The sequence below is a fragment of the Mycobacterium sp. 1465703.0 genome, assembly GCF_001672975.1.
Classification (GTDB): domain Bacteria; phylum Actinomycetota; class Actinomycetes; order Mycobacteriales; family Mycobacteriaceae; genus Mycobacterium.
In genome coordinates, this window is record NZ_LZKU01000076.1 from 44,929 (window position 1) to 65,342 (window position 20,414).

Sequence of the window (20,414 nt, forward strand, 5' to 3'; positions counted from 1 at the left end):
CCGCTGACGAAGCCCCCGCAATGGTCTGTCAAGCTCGTGGATGTGGGGGAGTTTCTCGGGCCGCCTTGCCCTTGCGGCAGCGGCGCTAGCTATCAAGCGTGTTGCGAGCCGTTGCACCATGGTGAGTTGCACGCCCGATCGGCCGAGGAATTGATGCGATCGAGGTATTCGGCATATGCGCACGGTGACGCCGATTATCTATTCCGCACCTGGCACCCGCGTACGCGGCCAACCGACGTCAGCATTGACCCGTCTATCACCTGGAAAGGCCTAGAGGTCCTCGATACCGTCGCGGGTGGTTCCGCCGACACTCAGGGCGAGGTGGAGTTCAGAGCACTATTCGAGGCTGGGGGCCGCCCCGGAAGCCTGCATGAACGAAGTCGTTTCGAGCGCCGCGCCGGCCGATGGTTTTACCTCGTCGCCGTCACCGAAGATGAATAGCCGCCTCTAGGGTGACACAGAAGCTGCACCATCTCTTGGTTGAGCGAGTGACGGGATTCGAACCCGTGTGTACGGCTTTGCAGGCCGCTGCCTAGCCACTCAGCCACACCCGCACGAATCGCTACCTTGCCAGCCCGAGTCACCGCAGCCCAGTGTTTGCCTCGGCCCGATCATTTCGATTTGCGGCGCTGACGCGCCAAGACCCGATGGGCGGAACTGCGCGGCCGGTCAAACGCGGTTGCGCGCTGGCGAAAACCGCTCAATCTGCACGGGCGGACCGTCGGCAGACGGCGGCGGCACCACTGCAGCGGCACCGTCAATCACGCTGACGACTGCCCGGCTTCCCCGATCAAAGTTCAGAGTGCCGTGCTGAAAATTCTGGATGACCCAACCGGGCTCGTCCATTTCGGCGCTGGTCGGTAGCCCCAGCGGGCTGTGCTCGTAGCCCAGGGTGCCCCACCCGGCGTAGATGGCACCCGTGACGGGCTGGGCACCGGTGGCGGGTGACCAGTACATCGCTCCCTTCTCGAAGACGACGTAGCGCGTGGCTCCCGCCCCTTGCGATTCCGGCGACATCGGCGCGCCCAGCGCACTGTTTAGACCGCCCATCGCCTGCCAGCGGTCATAGATAGCAGTACCTTGTAGCGACTGCGCCAAGTCCTGGGCGCTGGGGCGTTTGTTGAACCGCGCGGCGGTCTCCCGAATCTGGTTCATCAGGCCATATCCGATGTGGCCGGGGCAGTCAGTGTCGCCGACGTCGCGGTGGGCAAAAATGCACGGCAGGTTCGCGGCGGCGCCTCGGGGGATGCGGGTATAGGGGCCGCCGTCCGATGTCAACGCGACACTGCCCTGCGGGTCGATGCCATCCATGGCCAGCCGCCAACCGAGCAAGCGTCCGACGGTACGCACCTGAATCGCTGTGGGGCCGACCGCATTGAACTCACCGATCATGCACACCGCCCAGGTGTTTCTATTGAACCCGCCAGTGTGGGTGCCCTGAACCGCTCTGGTCATCCCGCCGAATCGACCCTCGAACACCTGACCGTACTTGTCGACCAGGGCGTTGTAGGCGATGTCCGGCCAGCCCAACGTGCGGGTGTGGTAGTCGTAGACCGACCGTACGATTGCCGCCGAATCCTGCTGCGCGTAGTCATTTACGGTGGCGGTGTGGTGCACGATGCCGGCCTTGATTCCGTTGTCATACACGGGTGCTCGGCTGCGCTTCGACTCGTCGGCGCCCCACTGGGCGCGACTGATGATAGTGGGCACCTGTCCGGGCACCTCGACCGCCGCGACCAAAGCCGGCTCTGCCGCCGCCCTCGGGGCTTGGGCCAGCCCCGATGCGGCGGTGCCCAAACCCAGCATGATAGGTGCGGCCGCAACGTATTTGAGGACATCACGGCGCGAGACGCACGGTGACGCTGAGCACCCGCACCAATGAAGCACGGCAACACGGTAACTCGCGGTAACAGTATTGCTAAGGCGACCCGCCGCAGCTGAAAACGGTTTTAACGCGGCGGGTTCGCAAGTGCCAACAGGGATTCAATGGATACAAACCGTGAGACGAACGCCGGCGCAGCTCCCGATCAGAGGCCGATGTAGACCGCCTTGGTGTTGAAGTAAGCTTCGATACCCTTCCTGCCGCGCTCGCCGCCCCACCCCGATTGCTTGTGGCCGCTGATTGGCATCGAGGGGTCCGCCGCGAGCGAGGAATTCACCCAAATCTGGCCTGCGCGAAGCTCATTCACGACGCGGTGGGCGCGGCTCAGGTTCTCGGTCCAGATGGATCCGGCCAGCCCGTAGTGCGTGTCGTTCGCGGCGGCGATCACTTCGTCCTCGTCGTCGAACGGGATCACACAGCCCACCGGCCCGAAGATCTCTTCTTTGATCAGCCGCATATCGGGGGTGGTGTTGGTGACGATCGTCGCCTCGTAGAAGTAGCCCTTGCGGTCCATCGGCTTGCCGCCGGTGATCACTTGCGCGCCCGCGGCCACCCCGTCGTTCACGATGCCTTCTACACGTTTGCGCTGCTTGTCGCTGATCAGCGGCCCGAGCACGGAGTCGGGGTCGTCGCTGCCGCCCATCGGCAGCATCTGAGCGAAAGCGGCAAGGCCTTCGACCACCTTGTCGTAGATGGGGCGCTGGACGTAGATGCGCGAGGTGCAGGAACAGTTCTGCCCCGAGCCGGCGAGCAGTCCCATGCCGGCCCCCATGATGGCCTTGTCGAGGTTGGCGTCCTCGAACATGATCAGCGGCGACTTTCCGCCGAGTTCGAGGGTCAGCCGCTTGAGGTTGCCGGCTGCCGCCTTGACGATCAGCCGCCCGACCTCCGTCGACCCTGTGAACGAGATCTTGTCGACGTCGGGGTGCGCGGTCAGCGCGGCACCCGTGGTCTCGCCGTAGCCGGTGATGACGTTCAGCACACCGTCGGGCAGGCCCGCCTCGCGGAAGATCTCCTCCAACTTCAGCGCGGTGAGCGGAGTTTCCTCGGCGGGCTTCAGAACGGCGCTACAACCCGCCGCCAGGGCAGGCGCGACCTTGAGCATCGCGACGAAAAATGGTCCGTTCCAAGGGATGATGAGGCCGACGACGCCGACCGGTTCGAGCTGGGTGAAGGTGTGGTAGGTCTCCCAGGTGCCGAGCAAACCGTCGGAGACGAGATTGGCCGACTCGCCGTGGATCTTGCCGACCCAGCCGGCGTAGTACTTCAGCATGTCCACCGACACCGGGATGATATGGCCCGCCGCTGTCAGGTTCATACCGTTGTCTTGGGCTTCGAGCGCGGCCAGCTCGTCTTTGCGTTCCTCGATGATGCGCGCGGCGCGGAAGAGTACGTTCGCACGGTGCGACGCGGGCGCCTTGCGCCAGACGCCCGACTCGAAGGTCTCGCGCGCCCGAGCCACCGCCGCGTCGACGGCCGCCTGATCGGAATCGGGGACCTCGGCGATCTGCTCCTCGTTGGACGGGTTGAAGACCGCAATGGTGTTACTCAATGTTCCTCATGGCCCTTCGCTCGCGGGAAATCCTGTCGTCGCGCGAGAGGTTACGCGCGTAACCACGAGGTGTCCAGTACGGCTGGGACCCGTGCCCGACCAGGGGTGCCGATGGATTCCGCTGGTCATCGACGTGCGGCGTAGGTCCCGTGAATCCTTGGTCGCGGGTTTGCGCCTTGCCCGCCCCGGCGGAGATTGACCGCTAGATTTAGCCCATGCGGGAAGTTCGCCTATTCGGTGCGGTCCTGTCGATCCTCACAGCGGGGCTGTTGTGGGCCAGTCCCGCGGGCGCGCAGCCCCCGGCCAAGCTCACCGATCACATCACTGACAGCACCGGGGTGTTGACGGATTCGGGCCGAGCCGCGGTCAACTCTGCTATCGACCGCCTGTACCGCGACCGCCACATTCAATTGTGGGTTGTCTACGTCGACAACTTCTCCCGGTTCAAGCCCGAGAACTGGGCCGACCGAACCCGCAGTGTCAGCGGGATGGGCGACCGCGATGCGCTGCTGGCCGTGGCCACCAACACCAAGCTGTACGCGTTGAGTGTCCCGCAGGCGCAGGGCCTGACACCGGCCAAGCTGAACAGCTTGCGCAGCAACCAAATCGAACCTGTGCTGGGCGCTAAGGACTGGAGCGGTGCCGCGGTTGCGGCGGCCGACGGGTTGGACAAATCGACTAGCTCGTCACAGCCGGCAAGCTCGTCGAAGCCGATCTGGGTACCGATCGCGATCGGCGTCACCGTTGCACTGGTCGTCCTCGTGCTACTTCTCCTGCTCTTTCGCGCGCGCCGCCGTCGGCGCGCTAGGGCGAGTGGTGGGCCAGCGGAGATCGACGGGCGCGATCAGTCGGCGCAGCAGGCGTTGTCCACCGCGGACACCAGATTGCGCCAGATCTCCGACTACGTCGCCAGGCATCACACCAACATCGGGTCCGAGGCCCAGGCCCGGCTCGATGAGGCGAAACGGCATCTGGCAGCCGCGCACGGCAAGGAATCGACAAGCGACACCGAAGCGATTGCCTATGCCAACCGGGCATCGACGCTGGCCGCTCAGGCGCAAACCTTGGCCAACGCCGACGTGCTCGCAGCGCACCGCACGCCCCGACGGCGCGGCAACACATCTACGCGTTGACCGGTGATATCCGCCAAACCGCAAGGCGGGCAGGCTATTTGACTCTAAGGGGCCGCAGCCTGCCGTCAGCGCAAGGCGGCGCGCAGCAACTTCAGCGCCTGCTCGACGGTCCCCTCCGTATCCCGCGTCGCGTCGACGCGCAACAGGGATGGCTGCTCATCGGGAGGCGTGAACGCGGCGCGCAACTCGGGCCACAGCTCGATCCGCGCGTCCGAGACCACACCCGCTTCTGTGGCGCGCCGTTCAAGTCGCGCGATCAGGGTGGCGTCGTCCGCATCGCACAAGACGACGTGGAGGTCGGTCCCGAGCCGGTGCGCAAGCCGCTGCATCTGGGCCCGCTCATCCGGATTGCCGAACGTCGCGTCGACGACAACGCCGCGGCCGCGGCGCAACCACCGCGCGGCGTCGCGGCGCAGCGCGGCATAGGTGCTCCGCGTCATCGCCCGGTCGTAGAGACCCGAGCCGAACGCATCGTTGCCCCGCTGGGTGGGTTCAATGCCCGCCATTCGCTTGCGCGCCACGTCCGACGAGAGGTGCACCAGCCCGAGTCGGCCGGCCAGCGAGCGCGCCAGCGTGGTTTTGCCGCTTGCCGGCAAGCCCATGGTCACCACCATCGGCGGACGGGGCAGGCCACCCGCGTGCGCCCACGCCAAGTCGAAATACGCCCGCGACTCCGCGATGAGCTGACGTCCTTCACCACCGGAATTCTGTTCGGTCTGTGCCAGGCGCAGGCTGCGCACCTTGCCGCGAACGTAGGCGCGGTAGCAGGTATAGAAGTCGAGCAGGCTGAGCAGCCCATCGTCGCCACTGGCCCGGACGTAGGAGTCGACGAAGGCCCAAGCCAAATCGGAACGACCGTGGTACTCGAAATCCATGGCCAGAAACGCGACTTCGGAGGCCAGGTCGGCGCACCGATAACGTGGTGCGAATTGCAAGCTGTCGAACAGCAGGATCTGGCCGTCGTCGATGCAGATGCTGGCAGCATGCAAGTCTCCATGGCCGTCTCGCACGTGCCCGTCGGCCACCCGCCGCTCAAGCAACGGCGTCTGCGTCCGCAGGAACTGGTCGACGTAGCTACGGATGTCCTCATTGACGTCACTCGAGATGCTTCGACCGACGAACGGACCCATCTGGTCGAAGTTCTCTTGCCAGTTCGCGATGACGCTGGAAGGGCCGCCGTACGCATCGATGTCAGGGCCGGTTTCGGCCCTGGCGTGCAGCTTGGCCAGGGTGCGACCGATTCGTCGCGCGAGACGTAGGTCGACTTCGCCGCGTGCGAGCTTGGCCGGCAGCATGCCCTCTTCCGGTAGACGCCGCATCCACACCGCCGGCTCGCCCGCACCGACCTCGCCGCCGATGCGGTAGTGACCGTCTCGCTCGGTGACTTCGACGACTCCCAAATACATCTGGGGACTGAACCGCCGATTGAGGCGCAGCTCCTCTTCGCAGTCGGCGCGGCGCTGCTCGATGCTGGTGAAGTCGAGGAAGCCGAGGTTCACCGGCCTTTTGAGCTTGTAACCGTAGGGGCCGGCGAGCACGACCCACGAGCTGTGCGTCTCGTGCAGACGCAGGTCTTCGGTCGGCGGGTCGTAGGCATCGGGTCGCAGCAAGTCATCGACGATCCGCGGGCGGCCGTCGGGTCCGGTTGGGTCGAAGGCGTGTGTCATGGTCTCGCCGAATGAACACTACTGGCGCGCCAGTTCGACGGAGCGCTCGGGCGGGCGCCGTCCGATGTCGCCCGCTGCCCGACGGTATCGCGGTACCGGCGGACGCGCCCGCACTTACACTTCCTCGACCTCACCCGCGTAGCGCCCAGGGTGGACCATCGACGCCAACGCACCCGTCAACATCATGAGCGCCGCCGCGACGAACACCACCACCAGTCCGGCGTGGAACGGCCCCGAAATGAGTTCCGGGAAAAACGACTTGCCGGTGAGCACTGCGGTGTTGACGCCAGGTTCCTGCAACGCATGCGCCGGGCCGAGCAACTCGGCGATCGGGTTGTAGCCCAGAAACGCAGCGAACAAGCTGCCAACCGGGGGCAGGTCGGCAACGTCCTGTGCTACCGCCGCCGAGACGCCTTGCGCTTGCAGCCCGCTGCTCAGTGCCTGAGGCAGCGTGTGTGCCAGCCCGGTGACCATCAGCGAGAAGAAGACACCGATCGACAGCGCCGACCCGGCGTTGAAGAACGTCGACCGGACGCCAGACGCGGCTCCGCGTTCGTTGGCCGGCACGCTCGACATGATCGCTGCGGTGTTGGGCGCGGTGAAGACGCCGCCGCCGAGCGCGTTGAGGAAAATCAGCAGAGCGAAAATCGGGTAATCGAAGTTCACCGGAATCATCAGTAACCCGACGAAAGTGGCTGCCATCAGCAACATCCCACCGACGGTGAGCGGCCGCGCGCCGAACCGGTCCGCCAGCCACCCCGCCACCGGTGCCGCGATCAGAAATCCGAGCGTCGCCGGCAGCATGTAGATGCCCGCCCAGAGTGGCGTCGACTCGAAGCGATATCCGTGCAGCGGTAACCAAATGCCCTGCAGCCAGATGATGAGCATGAACTGCAAGCCGCCGCGGCCACTTGACGACATGAGGTTCGCCAAGTTGCCCATTCCGAATCCGGTCGACCGAAACAACCGGACGTTGACCATCGGCTGGGCTGCCCGCAATTCGATGATGCAGAACGCGACTAGCAACAGCAGGCCAACGGCGATCGAGCCCAGTACCCACGGGCTCGTCCAGCCAGTGGCATGGCCACCATACGGCTGAATGCCGTAGGTGATACCGACCAGTACGACGGTCAATCCGACGCCAAATGTCACCGTGCCCGGCCAATCCAAGGATCCCGGTGTGCGCACTCCGATCTCGTGCAACGAGCGCACCCCCCAGACGGTGCCCAGCACGCCGATCGGCACACCGACCCAGAAGATCGCTCGCCAATCCCACTCCGATAGCAGCCCACCGATCATCAGGCCGAGGAACGAGCCAGTGACTGCCGCGACCATGTTGAATCCGAGTGCCATGCCGCGCTGATTGCTGGGGAACGCGTCGGTGAGAATGGCTGCCGACAGGGCCATCAGCATCGCACCGCCGATCCCCTGAATGACGCGCCAGCCGATCAGCCACAGCGCGCCGGCGCCGAGAGGAAAGGGATCCAACGACAGCGCAATTGCCGCGACGGTGAATACCGCGAAGCCGAAGTTGTAGATGCGCACCCGCCCGAACATGTCGCCGAGCCGTCCGACGAACACCACCAGGACCGCGGTGACCACCAGATAGCCCATGAGCATCCACAGCAGGTAGCCGACATTGGCCGGGGCCAGCGGGTCCAATCCGATCCCGCGGAAGATGGCGGGCAATGAGATCAACACGATCGACGCGTTGATCATCGCCAGCAGCATGCCCAGCGTGGTGTTCGACAGTGCGACCCACTTGTAGCGCGGGTGGTCCCGGTCCCATCGGGGCCGACGACTGTTCGTTTCAGCGGGGGCCAGCATCGGGTTCGTTGCCGCAGGACTGTCAGTCATCTATATCGCAGTCGTCCTCAGTCATCGCCTACCCATCGACACAAAGACTCTTATGTTAGGCATACGAACAAATTGAAGCTGCGAGCACCTTCGGTTGAGGGTTACGGGTCGGCCCGACCAGTTAGTTTTCGGCGGGCAACAGTGAGTGCGTGACGCCGGTGCCTTCGAAGACGAATTGGTGCGCGGGTCGGCGCAGCGGCTCGACGGTGGCGTCCGGGTGCACGATGACTCCGCCGCCCGAGGGGATTCCGAGCCCGATTGCCGCTCCCTCGAGCAATTGAATCGTCCGCGATAGCCGCGCCCATTCGGCTTGCTCGTCGTGCGCGTCGATGATCATCGGGGTGAGATTGAACGTATCGAACAGTTCCGTCTTGGGGGACTCCGGTGTCCCGTCGATTCCGGAGCGGCCGAGCTGGACGGCTCCGGCCGAAACGCCCACTAGCACTGCCCCTTTGGCGTACCGGCCCACAATCACGTCCTTCATGCCTGTTCTCACGAATGTGTTCCAGCCGAGCCGCACGTCACCGCCGGCCAGAAGGATCAGCTGGGCACCTTGCAGGAAGGCGCGATCGGCCCGACCGAATGACGAATCGATCATGAGGCGGTCGGTTATCCCAACGGCATCCATTGCAGCTTCGAAGATTTCGTAGAACTCCGGACGATCTCCATTTGAGGCGCCGATATAGGCTGCGCTCAGCGGCTTGTCCCGAGTCAACCCATCGAGAGCTGCGTCGAGAAGCAGTCGGCCGCGGCGCCTCCAGAACAGCAGCTGACTGTCCGCCAGCAGATAGAGCGGTGCGAGCTGTATTGCCGTCACTTCGACTGATCTTTACCGGTGAGTTCGTCGAGCCTCGCGAGCGCGGCGTCGAGATCTGCCTCGTCGAAGATTTCGCAGCGGTTGATCCGGTCGCCTGCGACGGTCAGAAGCATGATCATTCGCCACTCGGCGTCGAAGCCTTCTGGCGAGGTTCCGTACGCCGCATAGGTGACGATCGCTCCGAAATTGCTGAGTTGATGCACCGCCTCGATGTGGATGTGGAGGTTCGGTGTGAGGTCCCAAGCGGAGCGGAAGGTTGTGGTCGAATCGATTTCGTCCAACGTCAACGGCCGGTGGTCGACTGTGACCCAGTCCCCCGCAAGGAGGTCCTGCCGGTTGAACGCAGCCAAGGTCTGCGCGATAACCGACCATGTTTGCGAGTAGGCGGCCGCTTCACCCGCGAGATACCGCGCGTCGAGTTCTTCGACGGCGGCGTCGATATCGTTGATGTCGAACGAGATGGCCGCGACGAATCGGTTGTCGGAGTTGATCTCCACGATGACGAACACATCTGTGAGAAAGCCCTCTTGCACTTCATCGTTGAAAGCCAAGCGCATACGCACGAGGGCAAGGCGCTCCCCGCGCGTCGCCATGACGGTCGATGTCAGGTATTTGGTGCGGAGGTCGGCGATCGCCCTCATGTCTGCGATCTGGGCGTCTCGACCATGTCGGACTCCCGCGCCTATCATCCGACGGCGATCGTCCTGGGAGAAATCGTCCGCCAATATCTGCGCCATGCCGTCCCAGTTGCGCGCTTTGAAGTGCGCCAAAAATCGCTCACCCATTCGGCTCGCCGCATTTTCCAATTGTTCTGGCGGGGAATGTAAATCATCGAATCGGGTTAAGGCAGTGTCCAGGTCTGCCTCGTCGAAGACTTCGACGCGGCTGATTAGGCCGCCTTCGACCGTGAACATCATGATCATCCGCACTTCCGCGTCGAAGCCTTCTTGCGAAGTCATCTTGAGCACCTCGGTGAAGACGGCTCCGTGTTCGCTCAGCTGATGCCCCGCCTCGATGTAGACGCTGGCATCCGAAGTGATGTCCCATACTGCACGAATAGATGCGGCCAGATCAGCATCCTCGATCGACACGACCGGCCGATGATCGATGTAAACCGGATACGGTGTCGTCGCGGGAAGTTCGTGACGATTGAATCGGGCAGGGACCCCCGCAACCACCGACCATGTGTCGGCGTGGGCGGCTGCTTCGCCAGCGAGGTAGCGCGCGTCAAGTTCCGCAAAGGCTCCGTCGATGTCGTCGGGGTCGAAAAGGACATGCGCCGTTATCCGCCCGTCGGTGCCGATTTCGACTACGCCGAGCATCTCGACGCCGAACTCTCCATGTCGCAGGTCGCGGTCTGGGGCGCAGATATGAGTCAGGGCAACGCGATCCCCTCGGGTCGCCGTGACAGCGGACGTTATGGTCGGCGCCACTTCCGCGAGAGCTCGAATGTTTGTGATCACGACATCGCGGCCATGCCAGACTCCGATATTCACTACTCGGCGGCGATCATCGACGAAACTACCAACGGCCAGAATCTCGGCCATCGCCTCCCAATCGCGAGCCCGGAAGCAAGTAAAAAATCGGTCATCCGCCTGGCTTGCAGCATTTTCCAGTTGACACGACTGTGCGTGCAGTTCGTCGAAGCGGGTGAGCGCGGCGTCGAGGTCTGCTTCGTCGAAAAGCTCGGAGCGGCTGAGAAGGCCATGATCGACCGTGTAAATGTCGATCATCCGCCATTCGGCGTCAAAGCCCTCTTGGGAGGTACCTCTAATGGTTTGGGTGACGACGGCTCCGAGCTCGCTCAGCCGATGCACAGCCTCGATGTTGATGTAAATGCTCGGAATGACGTCCCATATCCCGTGAATAGATGCTGCCAGATCAACCGTCTCGCTCGTTACCAGCGGACGACGGTCGATCATGACCCAATCCGGCGTTGTCGCGGGTGGTTCACCGCGATTGAACCCCGCGTACGACTGAGAAATCACCGACCACGTGTTCATGTGGGCCGCCGCTTCGCCTGCAAGGTAACGCATTTCAAGTTCTCGGAAGGCGGCGTCGAGGTCATTGGGGTCGAATACGATGTTTGCGCTGATCCGGTTCTCGGCGTCAAGCTCGACGACGCTCAACATCTCGAAGCCGAAATCTGCTTGCTGCAGATTGCGATTCGCGAAGTAGATACGAGCGATCGCGAGGCGCTCACCACGGATTGCAAGGACCGTTGATGTTGTCGTCGCCTCTCCTGCAAGAGCTCTCATGTTTTCGATTACGATTTCGCGACCTTGCCACCGCCCGGCATTGATGATCCGCCGGCGATCATCGACGAAGCTGTCGTCCGCGAGGATTTCGGTGATCAGGTCAAATTGGCAGCTACCAAAGTGCGCGAGCAAACGCTCGACGACTTGGCTCGCCGCGTTGTCCAGTCGCGGCGCGCGCGGGCGCAATTCCTCAAAGCGGGCAAGGGCGGCATCGAGGTCCGACTCGTCGAAGACCTCGATGCGGCTAAGCAAGTTGTCCTCGACCGCGATCATGTACGTCAACCGCAATTCCGCGTCGAAGCCCTCTTGCGTGGTCATTTTCAGCACTTGGGTAACGACGGTTCCGGGTTCGTTTAGCTGATGCACGGCTTCGATGTAGGCGCTGGCATCCGAAGCGAGGTCCCACATGGCACCAACAGATGTGGCCAAATCGACCCCCTCGATCGATACGAGCGGTCGATGATCGATATACACCGGATCCGGCGTCGTCGCGGGAAGTTCGTGACGATTGAATTGGGCGTTGGCCTCTGCAACGACCGACCAGGTGTGCGCGTAGGCGGCCGCTTCGCCGGCGAGGTAACGCGCGTCGAGCTCCGCAAAGGCCGCGTCGATGTCGTCGCGGTCGAACGAGACGGCGGCGACGATGCGCTCGTCGGCGTTGATTTCGCTGATGCCCAGCATCTCTCCGAAAAAGGCCTCGGGCCCTTTATCGCGAAACGAGAAGCCGACTCGCATGAGGACCAGGCGCTCCCCGCGGGTCGCTATGAGAGTCGATGACACATTGACCATTCCGAGGTTGGCGATCGCCTGCAAGTCTGCGATCTCAGCGGCTCGACCGTGTCGAATTCCGGCGCCTACCACGCGACGACGATCGTTTTGAGAGAAGTCTTCAGCCAAGGTCTCCGCTACTGCATCCCAGTCGCAGGCCGCAAAGCTCGCCAGGAAGCGCTCAGTAACTCGGCTTGCCAAGTTTTCCAGCTGGGCTGCCGGCCGGCATAGCTGATCGAACGCCACAATTGCTGTTTCGAGGTCTTCCTCGTCGAATACCTCACAACGGTTGATCAGGTCACCGTCCAGAGTCATAAGGTTAACCTCGCGCCATTCGGCGTCGAAGCCGTCCGACGATGTCCCATGTGTCGACTGGGTGACGACTGCTCCGAGGTTGTTCAGCCGATGCACCGCATCGACATAGATTTTGGCTTGCGGCGCGACCTGCCATGTGGCGTAAATGTAGGGAACCAGTTCGCCGGGGGAGAACGCTCTTCCTCGGCGGTGGTCGATAGTCACCCAGTCTGGTGTCGTCGAGGGGAGCTTGTGTTCGTTGAACGCGTTAAAACCTCGCAACAACGTCGACCACGTATGCCGATAGACGGCCGCTTCTCCTGCCAGGTAACGGTTTTCGAGCTCCTCGAAAGCAGCGTCGATGTCGTCGAGATCGAAGATCACATCCGCTGTGATTCGTCCGTCGGATTCGACCTCGAGCATGTTCAGGGCGTCGCTTGCAATCGCTTCGGGGTCGCGGCCCACGGCTCTGACACGCACCAGAACGAGTCGATTCCCGCGAGTTGCCATGACGCTCAACAATTTGTAGCTAAAGCCGATCTCGGCGGCCACTTGGAGATCTCTTATCGCGGTATCTCGATCAGTTGTGAGCCCGCCATTCACTACCCGACGACGATCGTCGACGGAGACGTTTTCGGCGCATAACTCAGTGAGGGCGCTCCAGTCGCGGGTCTCCAGGTATTGACAAATTCGCTCGTACGCTTGGCTTGCCGCATTCTTCAATGCCGGTGGCGGGCTACTCAACTCCTCAAACCGTGCGAGCGCGGCGTCGAGGTCTTCCTCGTCGTATACCTCGATGCGGTTCATCAGGCCACCTTCGACTGTCCCAACGTTGATCGTCCGCCACTCGGCCTCAAAGCCCTCTTGCGTGGCTCCGCGGGCAACATGGGTGATGACTGCTCCTGCCTCGCCCAACCGATGCACAGCCTCGATGTAGACGCTGATGTCCGGCATTAGGTCCCACACGGTGGGAAGATATGCGTCCAGATCTTCTGGCTCGGTCGTTAAGGCCGCTCGATGGTCGATGTAAACCGAATCCGGTGTCACGTCGGGAAGTTCGTGCCGATTGACCCCGGTATAGCCTCGTGCGATCGCTGACCACGTCTGCGCGTGGGCGGCGGCTTCTCCTGCGAGGTATCGGGTGTCGAGTTCTTCGAAAGCGGCGTCAATGTCGTCGACGTCGAATACGACGTGGGCCGAGATCCGTTCGTCGGTGTCAATCTCGGCGAGAACGAGCAACTCTACGCCGAACTCGCCGCGCTGCAGGTTGTGGTTCGAGGAACGGATACGATCGAGGACGAGACGCTCCCCGCGGATCGCGATGGGGGTCACCGTCATGTTCGCCTCAATCTCGGCGAGGGCCCGCATGTCGGCTAGTTGGTGATCTCGACCGCGCCGAACACCGGCGTTCACGACGCGGCGTCGATCGTGCGAGGAGATTTCGTCGGCGAGCGACTGAGCCATGGCGTTCCAGTCGCGGACCGCGTAGCAGCTCCAAAAGTGCTCGGTCACTTGGCTTGCCGCGTTTTCAAGTCGCCACATCCGGCGTCGTAATTCCTCGAGTCGCGCGATGGCGGCGTCCGAGTCTGTCTCGTCGAAGACCTCGCAGCGGGTGAGTCGGTCGCCGCCGACAATGAGAAGCATCACCATGCGCCATTCGACGCCTAGGCCATCGGGCGTGGACCCGTGTGCATTGTTGGTGATTACCGCCCCAGCACTGTTGAGGTGGTGCACCGTTTCGATGTGGACCTTGAAGTCCGGCGTCAGATCGAACAGCGTGTGAACGGCTGAAGTCATGTTGCCGGCAGCGAATGGTGAGCCTCGTCGGTGGTCGATGGTCACCCAGTGTCCTGGGGGATATTCATGCCGGTTGAACATCGCGTGCACGCCGACTACCGCCGACCACGTATTTGCATGAGTGGCTGCTTCGCCGGCGAGGTAGCGCGCGTCGAGTTCAGCCATCGCGGCGTTGAAGTCGTCGAGTTCAAAGACGACCGCCTCTGCCAGCATCTCGTTAGCGTCGATCTCGGTAACGAGAAGGGTTTCGATTCGGAATGATTCGGGTCTCGGGTCTCGGTTGGTGAACCGGAGACGGGTGAGGGTGAGGCGCGTGCCGCGGGTCGCGATGACGGTCGACGTCGCGTCGGTGAATCCGACGGCGGCCGCTGCTCTGAAGTCTTCGGCTGCGGCACCTCGGCCATGTCGAATGCCGGCGTTGACGGCTCGTCGACGATCGTCGACCAAGTAATGGTCGGCCATCATTGCCATGAGGGCTGCCCAGTCGCGGGGCGCGAAGTGCCCCAGGAAACGCTCTACCACTCGGCTTGCCGCGTTCTCCAACCGCGGCGTCGGTCGGTTGAGCTCCTCGAACCGCGCGGTCGCGGCGTCAATGTCCTTCTCGTCGAAAACCTCAGTGCGGTTGATCCTGTCGTCCTCGACCGCGAAGAGCGCGATCCCGCGCCACTCGGCGCGCAAGCCCTCTTGCGACGTTTCATGCGCCGCATAGGTGGCCACGACGGCGACATCGCTCAGCCGATGCACTTGCTCGACATAGATGTTGGTGTCTTGCTCGGAGTCCCACCCCGCTTGGATATATGCATTCACATCGCCAGGTCCGAACGCTGTTTCCTGTCGGTGGTCGACATTGATGCAGTCCGGCGTGGTCAACGGTGGCTCGTGCCGGTTGAGCGCGGCGTAACTGCCAGCGACAGCGGACCACGCGCGTGCGTGGGCGGCCGCTTCACCGGTGAGGTAACGCGCGTCGAGTTCTGCGATGGCGGCATCGATGTCTTCGACGTCGTACGAGACGACGGTCGCAATTCGGTTGTCAGCGTCGACCTCGAAGACGTTGAGGGCATCGTTTTGTATCGCATCAGGGTCTGTGCCGGTGGCGCGACTTCGTGCTAGGACCAGGCGTTCTCCGCGAATAGCAATGGCGCCCACCATCGAAATCGAGAATCCGACATCGGCGGCCGCCTGCAGGTCTCTGATCACGTCATGTCGACCATGTTGAGTTTCGGCACTGACGATTCGTCGGTGATCGATTCCGACGTAGTTGTCGGCCACCGTTTGGGCCATGGCATCCCAGTCGCGGGCCGCGAAATGCCACCAGACGTGCTCGAATACGCGCGCGGCCGCGTTTTCCAGACGCGCCGTCGGTCGGCTGAGCTGTTCGAATTTAGCGATCGCGGCGTCGAGGTCTGCCTCGTCGAATACTTCAGAGCGGCTAGCGCGCTCACCGTCGACGGTCACGAGACTGATCCCTCGCCACTCGGCGCCGAACCCTTCGTGCGACATCCCCTGTGCCGCATGCGTAAAGACGGCGCCGACCCCGCTAAGCCGATGCACAGCCTCAATGTAGGTGTGGATGGTCTGGCCGAGGTCCCACCCAGCGCGAACATAGTCGATCAGCTCACCGGGGGCGTGAGCCGTCCCGTGGCGGTGATCAACATTGGTGAAATCCGGTGTAATCGGCGGTATTTCATGTCGGTTAAGTGCGATGTAGCCACTAACAACGACCGACCAGGTTTCGGAATATGATGCCGCTTCGCCGGCGAGGTACCGGCTATCGAGTTCCGCAAATGCTCCGTCGATGTCATCCAGATCGAACACGACGATCGACGTGAGGCTCCCGTCGGCGCCGATCTCGATGAGGTTCAAGGCATCGTTTTGAATTGTCTCGGGGTCGCGGCCGGACGCGCGTACCCGGGTGAGGGCGAGGCGTTCGCCACGGATCGCCACGACATCCACCATCCATATTGCAAAGCCGAGGTCGGCAGACACCTTCAGGTCCTCGATCACGGTTTCTCGACTGCCGCGGTCCCCGGCATTCACCACTCGGCGGTGATCGGCGCCGGAAAGGCCATCGGAGACGATCGCTGCCGCGGCGTCCCAGTCGCGGTCGGCGAAGCAGGACCAGAAGCGTTCGTAGACACGCGTTGCCAAGTTTTGGAGCCGCCGCGCAGGCGGCTGCTCCGCATCGAGCCGTATCTGTGCCGCATCGAGTTCGGCGATGGCGGCATCGATGTCGTCGACGTCGAATGAAATTTGCAGTGTTAATCGCCGTTCTTCATCGATGCCGTATACCACCAGAAATTCGTCGTACGGTGCACCAGGGCTCACGTCCGAAGTGCCTAGCTTCACTCGAGCAAGTGCCAGCCGCTCGCCTCGCACGGCGATAACCACTTGGCTGCCCCGCACGTCGCCTGTCTCGACAACGCGCCTGTTTAACCGCGGCCACTGGCCCGACGGTATATCGGTTTGCGAAAAGCCAACCATCTTCCGGCGACTCTCGCCGGTCGCCTCGGGCGCGAACAGCCGCTCGAGCTCTTCCCAGTCCCTCCGATTTATAGCGGCCAACATGCGCTCGCCGGCTTGCGAGCATGCGTTGTCGTGCGCCACGGCCGACGTTTTCGTTGGAGTGGGGACAGTCGGCTCGACGCGCTTGCCGAGAACAACCCGTGCCATTTCAGCAAGCGCCGCAGCGCCTTTCCGCTCATACAAGTCGACCGCGCGCTCGGCAGCGGCGCGCGCTCCCGCAATGTCGCCGGCGGCGCCCAAAACCGTTGCCAGCGTCAGACATGCGTCGGCGTGATCCACCAGGGCGTCGGTGCGCTCGGCCAACCTCACCGCTTCCTCGGCAACGCGTCGAGCCGCGTCGTGATCGTTGCCGCGCGCCAGCAAGTGTGCCCTCAGCGTGCGCCACGCGATTGACGCCTTCAGCGCGTGGCCGGCGAGACGTTCGCTTTGCGTGCACAATTCGTCTGCCTCGCCATCACGGCCAAGTGCGAGACATGTGCGGCCCAACAGCGCCGCGGTCTCGGCGGTGTCGGCGTCCAGGCCCATGCGACGAAAACCGTTGTAGGCCTTCCTCAGATGCGCTTCCGCGGCGGCGGGATCATCGACGATGAGTTCAACGATGCCGGCGAACTGTTCAACTTCGAGCAGCGCGTGGCGTAGACCGAGTTCGGTCACCGTGCGCCGGGCCGAGTCGATCATCCGCCGGGCCGCCGCGGCGCGACCGCGAAACGCCTCAAGCACCGCCTGGCATCGCGTCGAGGTGGCCTCGACGGCGGGGGAGTCGGTCGTAATGCGCAACAGCCGCACCACGTCGAGGCACCGCCCGCCTGCGCGCGGCACCGGGTTCGGGCCCCACAGTGCGGCCAGCGGCGCACCAGCCAGAACTGCATTCACCCGGCGGTGTTCGCGTGCCCGGCGCGCCGCGGTCAACGCGTCGTCCAGGGCGACTTCGCAATCGGCGATCCGCCCAAGGCGATTGAGGCATCCCGCTCGGACGGTGTGAGCCTTCGCTTCTCCGGCGGCATCGTCCAGTTCGGCGAGTTTGGCCGCGGCCGCCCCTAACGCCGCTTCGGCCTCGTCTAACCGCTCGGGGTGGATCAACATCGACAGTTGGCCGTCGAAGCATGTTGCCCACGCCGCCAGCCGGGCCGAATCGATTGTCGCCGACTGTAATTGGGAGACGGCACCGGCTGCCGAAGCCACGTCACCAGCGGCCAACAGGGCCTCGCAACGCGCAACCAACAGTTCGGCCGTCTGGTCGTCGCGATCGGGCAGCTCGTCGTCAAGTTCCTCCAGCGCATTCAGGGCGTGGTGGTACAGGTCGGCGGCGCCTTCGTAGGCAAGTCGTGTCATCGCCTGGTCGGCGGCGCGCCGGCAGTAGATGACAGCTTTGGCGGCGTTGCCCGCCCAAGCGCACTCGAAGTAGTGATGAGCCAGCTCGGCCAGCAATTCGTCGTCGGCGCCGGGCAACGCCTCCAGCGTCGTCGCGATGCGTTGGTGCAAACGCATACGCCGCACCGAAGCCAGCTCGGCTAGCAGTGACTGTCGGACGATAGCGTGGTTGAACCGGTAATAGCCGCCGGGCTCCTCGATGACGATTCCGGCCTGGCATGCTTCGTCGAACGCGTCGATGAGGTCGTCCTCGACCACTCGCTCGACCAGCTCTAACGCGAACCGGCTGCCGACAACCGCGGCAGCGGCAAGGGCTTTGTTGGTCTCGGCTGGAAGCCGAGAAAGCCTGCGGCTCACCGCCTCCCGTACGCCCTGCGGCAAAGTGCTCTGGTCCCACACACCCCCGCTCTCATCGACGTGTCGCAGGGCTTCGATGAGGAAGAAGGGGTTGCCGCCCGTGACTGAGGCCAACGCGTGGGCGAGATCCTCGTCGTCGTAACCGGCTTCAGTGACGTACGTGGTCACGTCGTCCTCGTCGAGGCCGCTGAGGCTGAGCCGGTTGGCGGTGCCATCGCGGTGCAGGTCGGCGAGCATCGCTGCCAGGGGATGGGAGCGGTCGAGGTCGGTGCTGCGGTAGGTGCCGACGATTTGAATGCGTGCGTGGTCGCCGAAGCGCAGCAGATGCCGTAACAACAGCAGCGTCGGTTTGGCGGCCCAGTGCAAGTCATCAAGGACGAGAAGCACCGGCATGCTCTTCGACGCGGTCTCCAGCAGAGCCACGACGGCATCAAAGAGTGCGTAGCGCTCGGTATCGGGGTCAGGATGCGCTGGGCGGGCGAGATCGGGCATGACATCGGCCAGCCCGGGCACGAGGGAGAGTAACGCCTCGACGCCGCGCAGCCCCCGCAGCCGGTCGGCTCCCATGCATGGCACGAGCGAACGCAACGCTTCCGCGAAGGGCTGATAGGGTGCGCCGAGGTCCTCGTCGCAACGGCCGTACAGCACCACGGCGCCCAGGTCATAGGCCCGTTGCGACCATTCGCCGGCCAGCCGTGTCTTGCCGACACCAGGCTCGCCGGCGATCAGCATGGTCCGGACACCACCCGCGAGCGCGGCCTGCCAGGCGGACAGCAGCCGGTCGAGTTCGTTGCCGCGTCCGACGAATGGCCCGGGGCCGACCAGTACAGCGGGAACGCCGGGACGCATCATCGGCGCTTCGGGTGCTTGCGATTCCAGTTGTTCCGCACCGGTTTCCAGCCGCAATTCGAAAACATGCTCGGGCCGAGCGAGGTTTTTCAGCTGACGCAATCCCAGATCGGTCAGCATCACGTCGTCGGCCAGCGAGTCGATGACGAGCTCGGCGGTCGCTCCGGAGCACAAGATCTGGCCGCCCTCGGCCAGCGACCGCAGCCGTGCGACCCGGTTGACCGCCCGGCCGAAGTAGTCGCCGTCGCGAAGTTCGACCTCGCCGGTATGCAAAGCCATCCGGACGCGGATCGGCTGGTGCAAGGCCCACGGTTCCTGGGCGATCGCGTCCTGCAACTCAAGCGCCGCGGCAGCGGCCGCCGAAGGCCGGTCAAAGACCGAAAATGTCGCATCGCCCTCGCCGCGCGTTTTGATCAGCCGTCCGCCACGTGACGTGACAACTTGTTCGACCAGTTCGTCGTGGCGCGCCAACGCCACCGCCATGGCGTCGGCGTCGGCCTCCCAGGCGGCCGTCGACCCCTCGATGTCGGTGAGCAGAAAGGTCACTGCGCGCGTTACCGACGGAACCTGTTGTGACACAGCAATATCCAGTGATGATTCCTGTGCGACGATGGCCGCCTCGAGGCGGCGAAGGTTCGGGCCGGGATCAACACCCAGCTCGTCGGCTAACAGCGACCGTGCCCGCTGGTAAGCGCTGAGGGCCTCGCCTTGCCGGCCGGCGCGGTAGAGGGCGAGCATCAGCTGGCCCCATCGCCTTTCCCGCAGCGGGGCCTCGGCCACCGCTGCCTCAAGATCGCCGATGACTTCCGCGGCGCGGCCGGTAGCCAGTAGCGCGTCGGCCCTGTCCTCGACCAGCGCGGCATGGCCCTCGATCCATCGCGTCTTTTCGGATGTTCCGCGCCGGCCATCGGGAAGCTCGGGGACACCGCGCCAGAGCGCAAGGGCCTCTTCAAAGCGCGCCACCGCTTGGCTGGTGTCGCCCGCGGCCGCGGCATCGCGTCCCAGTCGGGCTGCCGATTTGTAGCGTGAGGCGTCGACCTCGCTCTCGGCCAGAACCCAACCCGCCCCCTGAGTCAGGACGAAGCCGTCACCTAGGGCACGACGCAGCGATGAGATGTGGGTCTGCAGGGCTTTGGCGGCGGTGCGGGGCGGGTCATGGCCCCACAGCAGTTCCACGAGGGTTTCGGCCGGTACGACGGAACCGTCGTGCAGTCCGAGCATGGTGAGGATGGCGCGCGGTTTCGAGCCCGGTATCGCGACGGGCGCTCCGTCCTGCCGGACCTGGAGAG

At 63.8% G+C, this 20,414-nt stretch carries 8 protein-coding genes and 1 tRNA gene; 2 read left to right on the forward strand and 7 right to left on the reverse strand.

Translation table 11 applies throughout. From position 1 onward, the window contains the following. The first annotated feature begins 42 nt into the window (after positions 1-42). Positions 43-441, forward strand: coding sequence for a YchJ family protein (locus A5625_RS07145; protein WP_066990877.1), 399 nt, complete (start codon positions 43-45; stop codon positions 439-441). Between the two features lie 42 nt (positions 442-483). On the opposite strand, the gene A5625_RS07150 is transcribed toward A5625_RS07145, so the two are convergent. The 3 genes from A5625_RS07150 to A5625_RS07160 all read right to left on the reverse strand — a co-directional run bounded on the left by A5625_RS07150 (position 484) and on the right by A5625_RS07160 (position 3,434). After that, positions 484-554, reverse strand: a tRNA-Cys gene (locus A5625_RS07150). A 115-nt stretch (positions 555-669) separates the two neighbouring features. Beyond that, positions 670-1,887, reverse strand: a complete 1,218-nt coding sequence (locus A5625_RS07155; RefSeq protein ID WP_369829990.1) for an N-acetylmuramoyl-L-alanine amidase — start codon at positions 1,885-1,887, stop codon at positions 670-672. Positions 1,888-2,027: 140 nt separating this feature from the next. Further along, positions 2,028-3,434 carry an aldehyde dehydrogenase family protein gene (locus A5625_RS07160; protein WP_066990763.1) on the reverse strand — a complete coding sequence of 469 codons (1,407 nt, stop codon included), beginning with the start codon at positions 3,432-3,434 and terminating at the stop codon, positions 2,028-2,030. A 215-nt stretch (positions 3,435-3,649) separates the two neighbouring features. On the opposite strand from A5625_RS07160, the gene A5625_RS07165 reads away from it, so the two are divergent. After that, positions 3,650-4,567: a YgcG family protein gene (locus tag A5625_RS07165; protein WP_066990766.1), complete on the forward strand. Its 918-nt coding sequence runs from the start codon at positions 3,650-3,652 to the stop codon at positions 4,565-4,567. Between the two features lie 65 nt (positions 4,568-4,632). Here the strand turns inward: A5625_RS07165 and A5625_RS07170 are convergent, their stop codons facing one another. The 4 genes from A5625_RS07170 to A5625_RS07185 form a co-directional block, all read right to left on the reverse strand. Then, on the reverse strand, positions 4,633-6,234 hold the full coding sequence (locus tag A5625_RS07170) for a bifunctional aminoglycoside phosphotransferase/ATP-binding protein (RefSeq protein WP_066990769.1): 1,602 nt from the start codon (positions 6,232-6,234) through the stop codon (positions 4,633-4,635). Between the two features lie 114 nt (positions 6,235-6,348). Further along, positions 6,349-8,091, reverse strand: a complete 1,743-nt coding sequence (locus tag A5625_RS07175) for an MFS transporter (protein ID WP_066990772.1) — start codon at positions 8,089-8,091, stop codon at positions 6,349-6,351. A gap of 121 nt (positions 8,092-8,212) precedes the next feature. Then, positions 8,213-8,908: a Type 1 glutamine amidotransferase-like domain-containing protein gene (locus tag A5625_RS07180; protein ID WP_066990777.1), complete on the reverse strand. Its 696-nt coding sequence runs from the start codon at positions 8,906-8,908 to the stop codon at positions 8,213-8,215. Beyond that, positions 8,905-20,346: a BTAD domain-containing putative transcriptional regulator gene (locus A5625_RS07185; RefSeq protein ID WP_232003503.1), complete on the reverse strand. Its 11,442-nt coding sequence runs from the start codon at positions 20,344-20,346 to the stop codon at positions 8,905-8,907. The genes A5625_RS07180 and A5625_RS07185 overlap by 4 nt, the downstream gene beginning before the upstream one ends. Between the last annotated feature and the right edge of the window lie 68 nt (positions 20,347-20,414).

Coding starts and splice junctions, on each gene's coding strand:
- A5625_RS07170 (WP_066990769.1), bottom strand. CDS start 6,234: ATGACACACGCCTTCGACCCAACCGGACCCGACGGCCGCCCGCGGATC.
- A5625_RS07185 (WP_232003503.1), bottom strand. CDS start 20,346: ATGCTCGGACTGCACGACGGTTCCGTCGTACCGGCCGAAACCCTCGTG.
- A5625_RS07175 (WP_066990772.1), bottom strand. CDS start 8,091: ATGACTGACAGTCCTGCGGCAACGAACCCGATGCTGGCCCCCGCTGAA.
- A5625_RS07165 (WP_066990766.1), top strand. CDS start 3,650: ATGCGGGAAGTTCGCCTATTCGGTGCGGTCCTGTCGATCCTCACAGCG.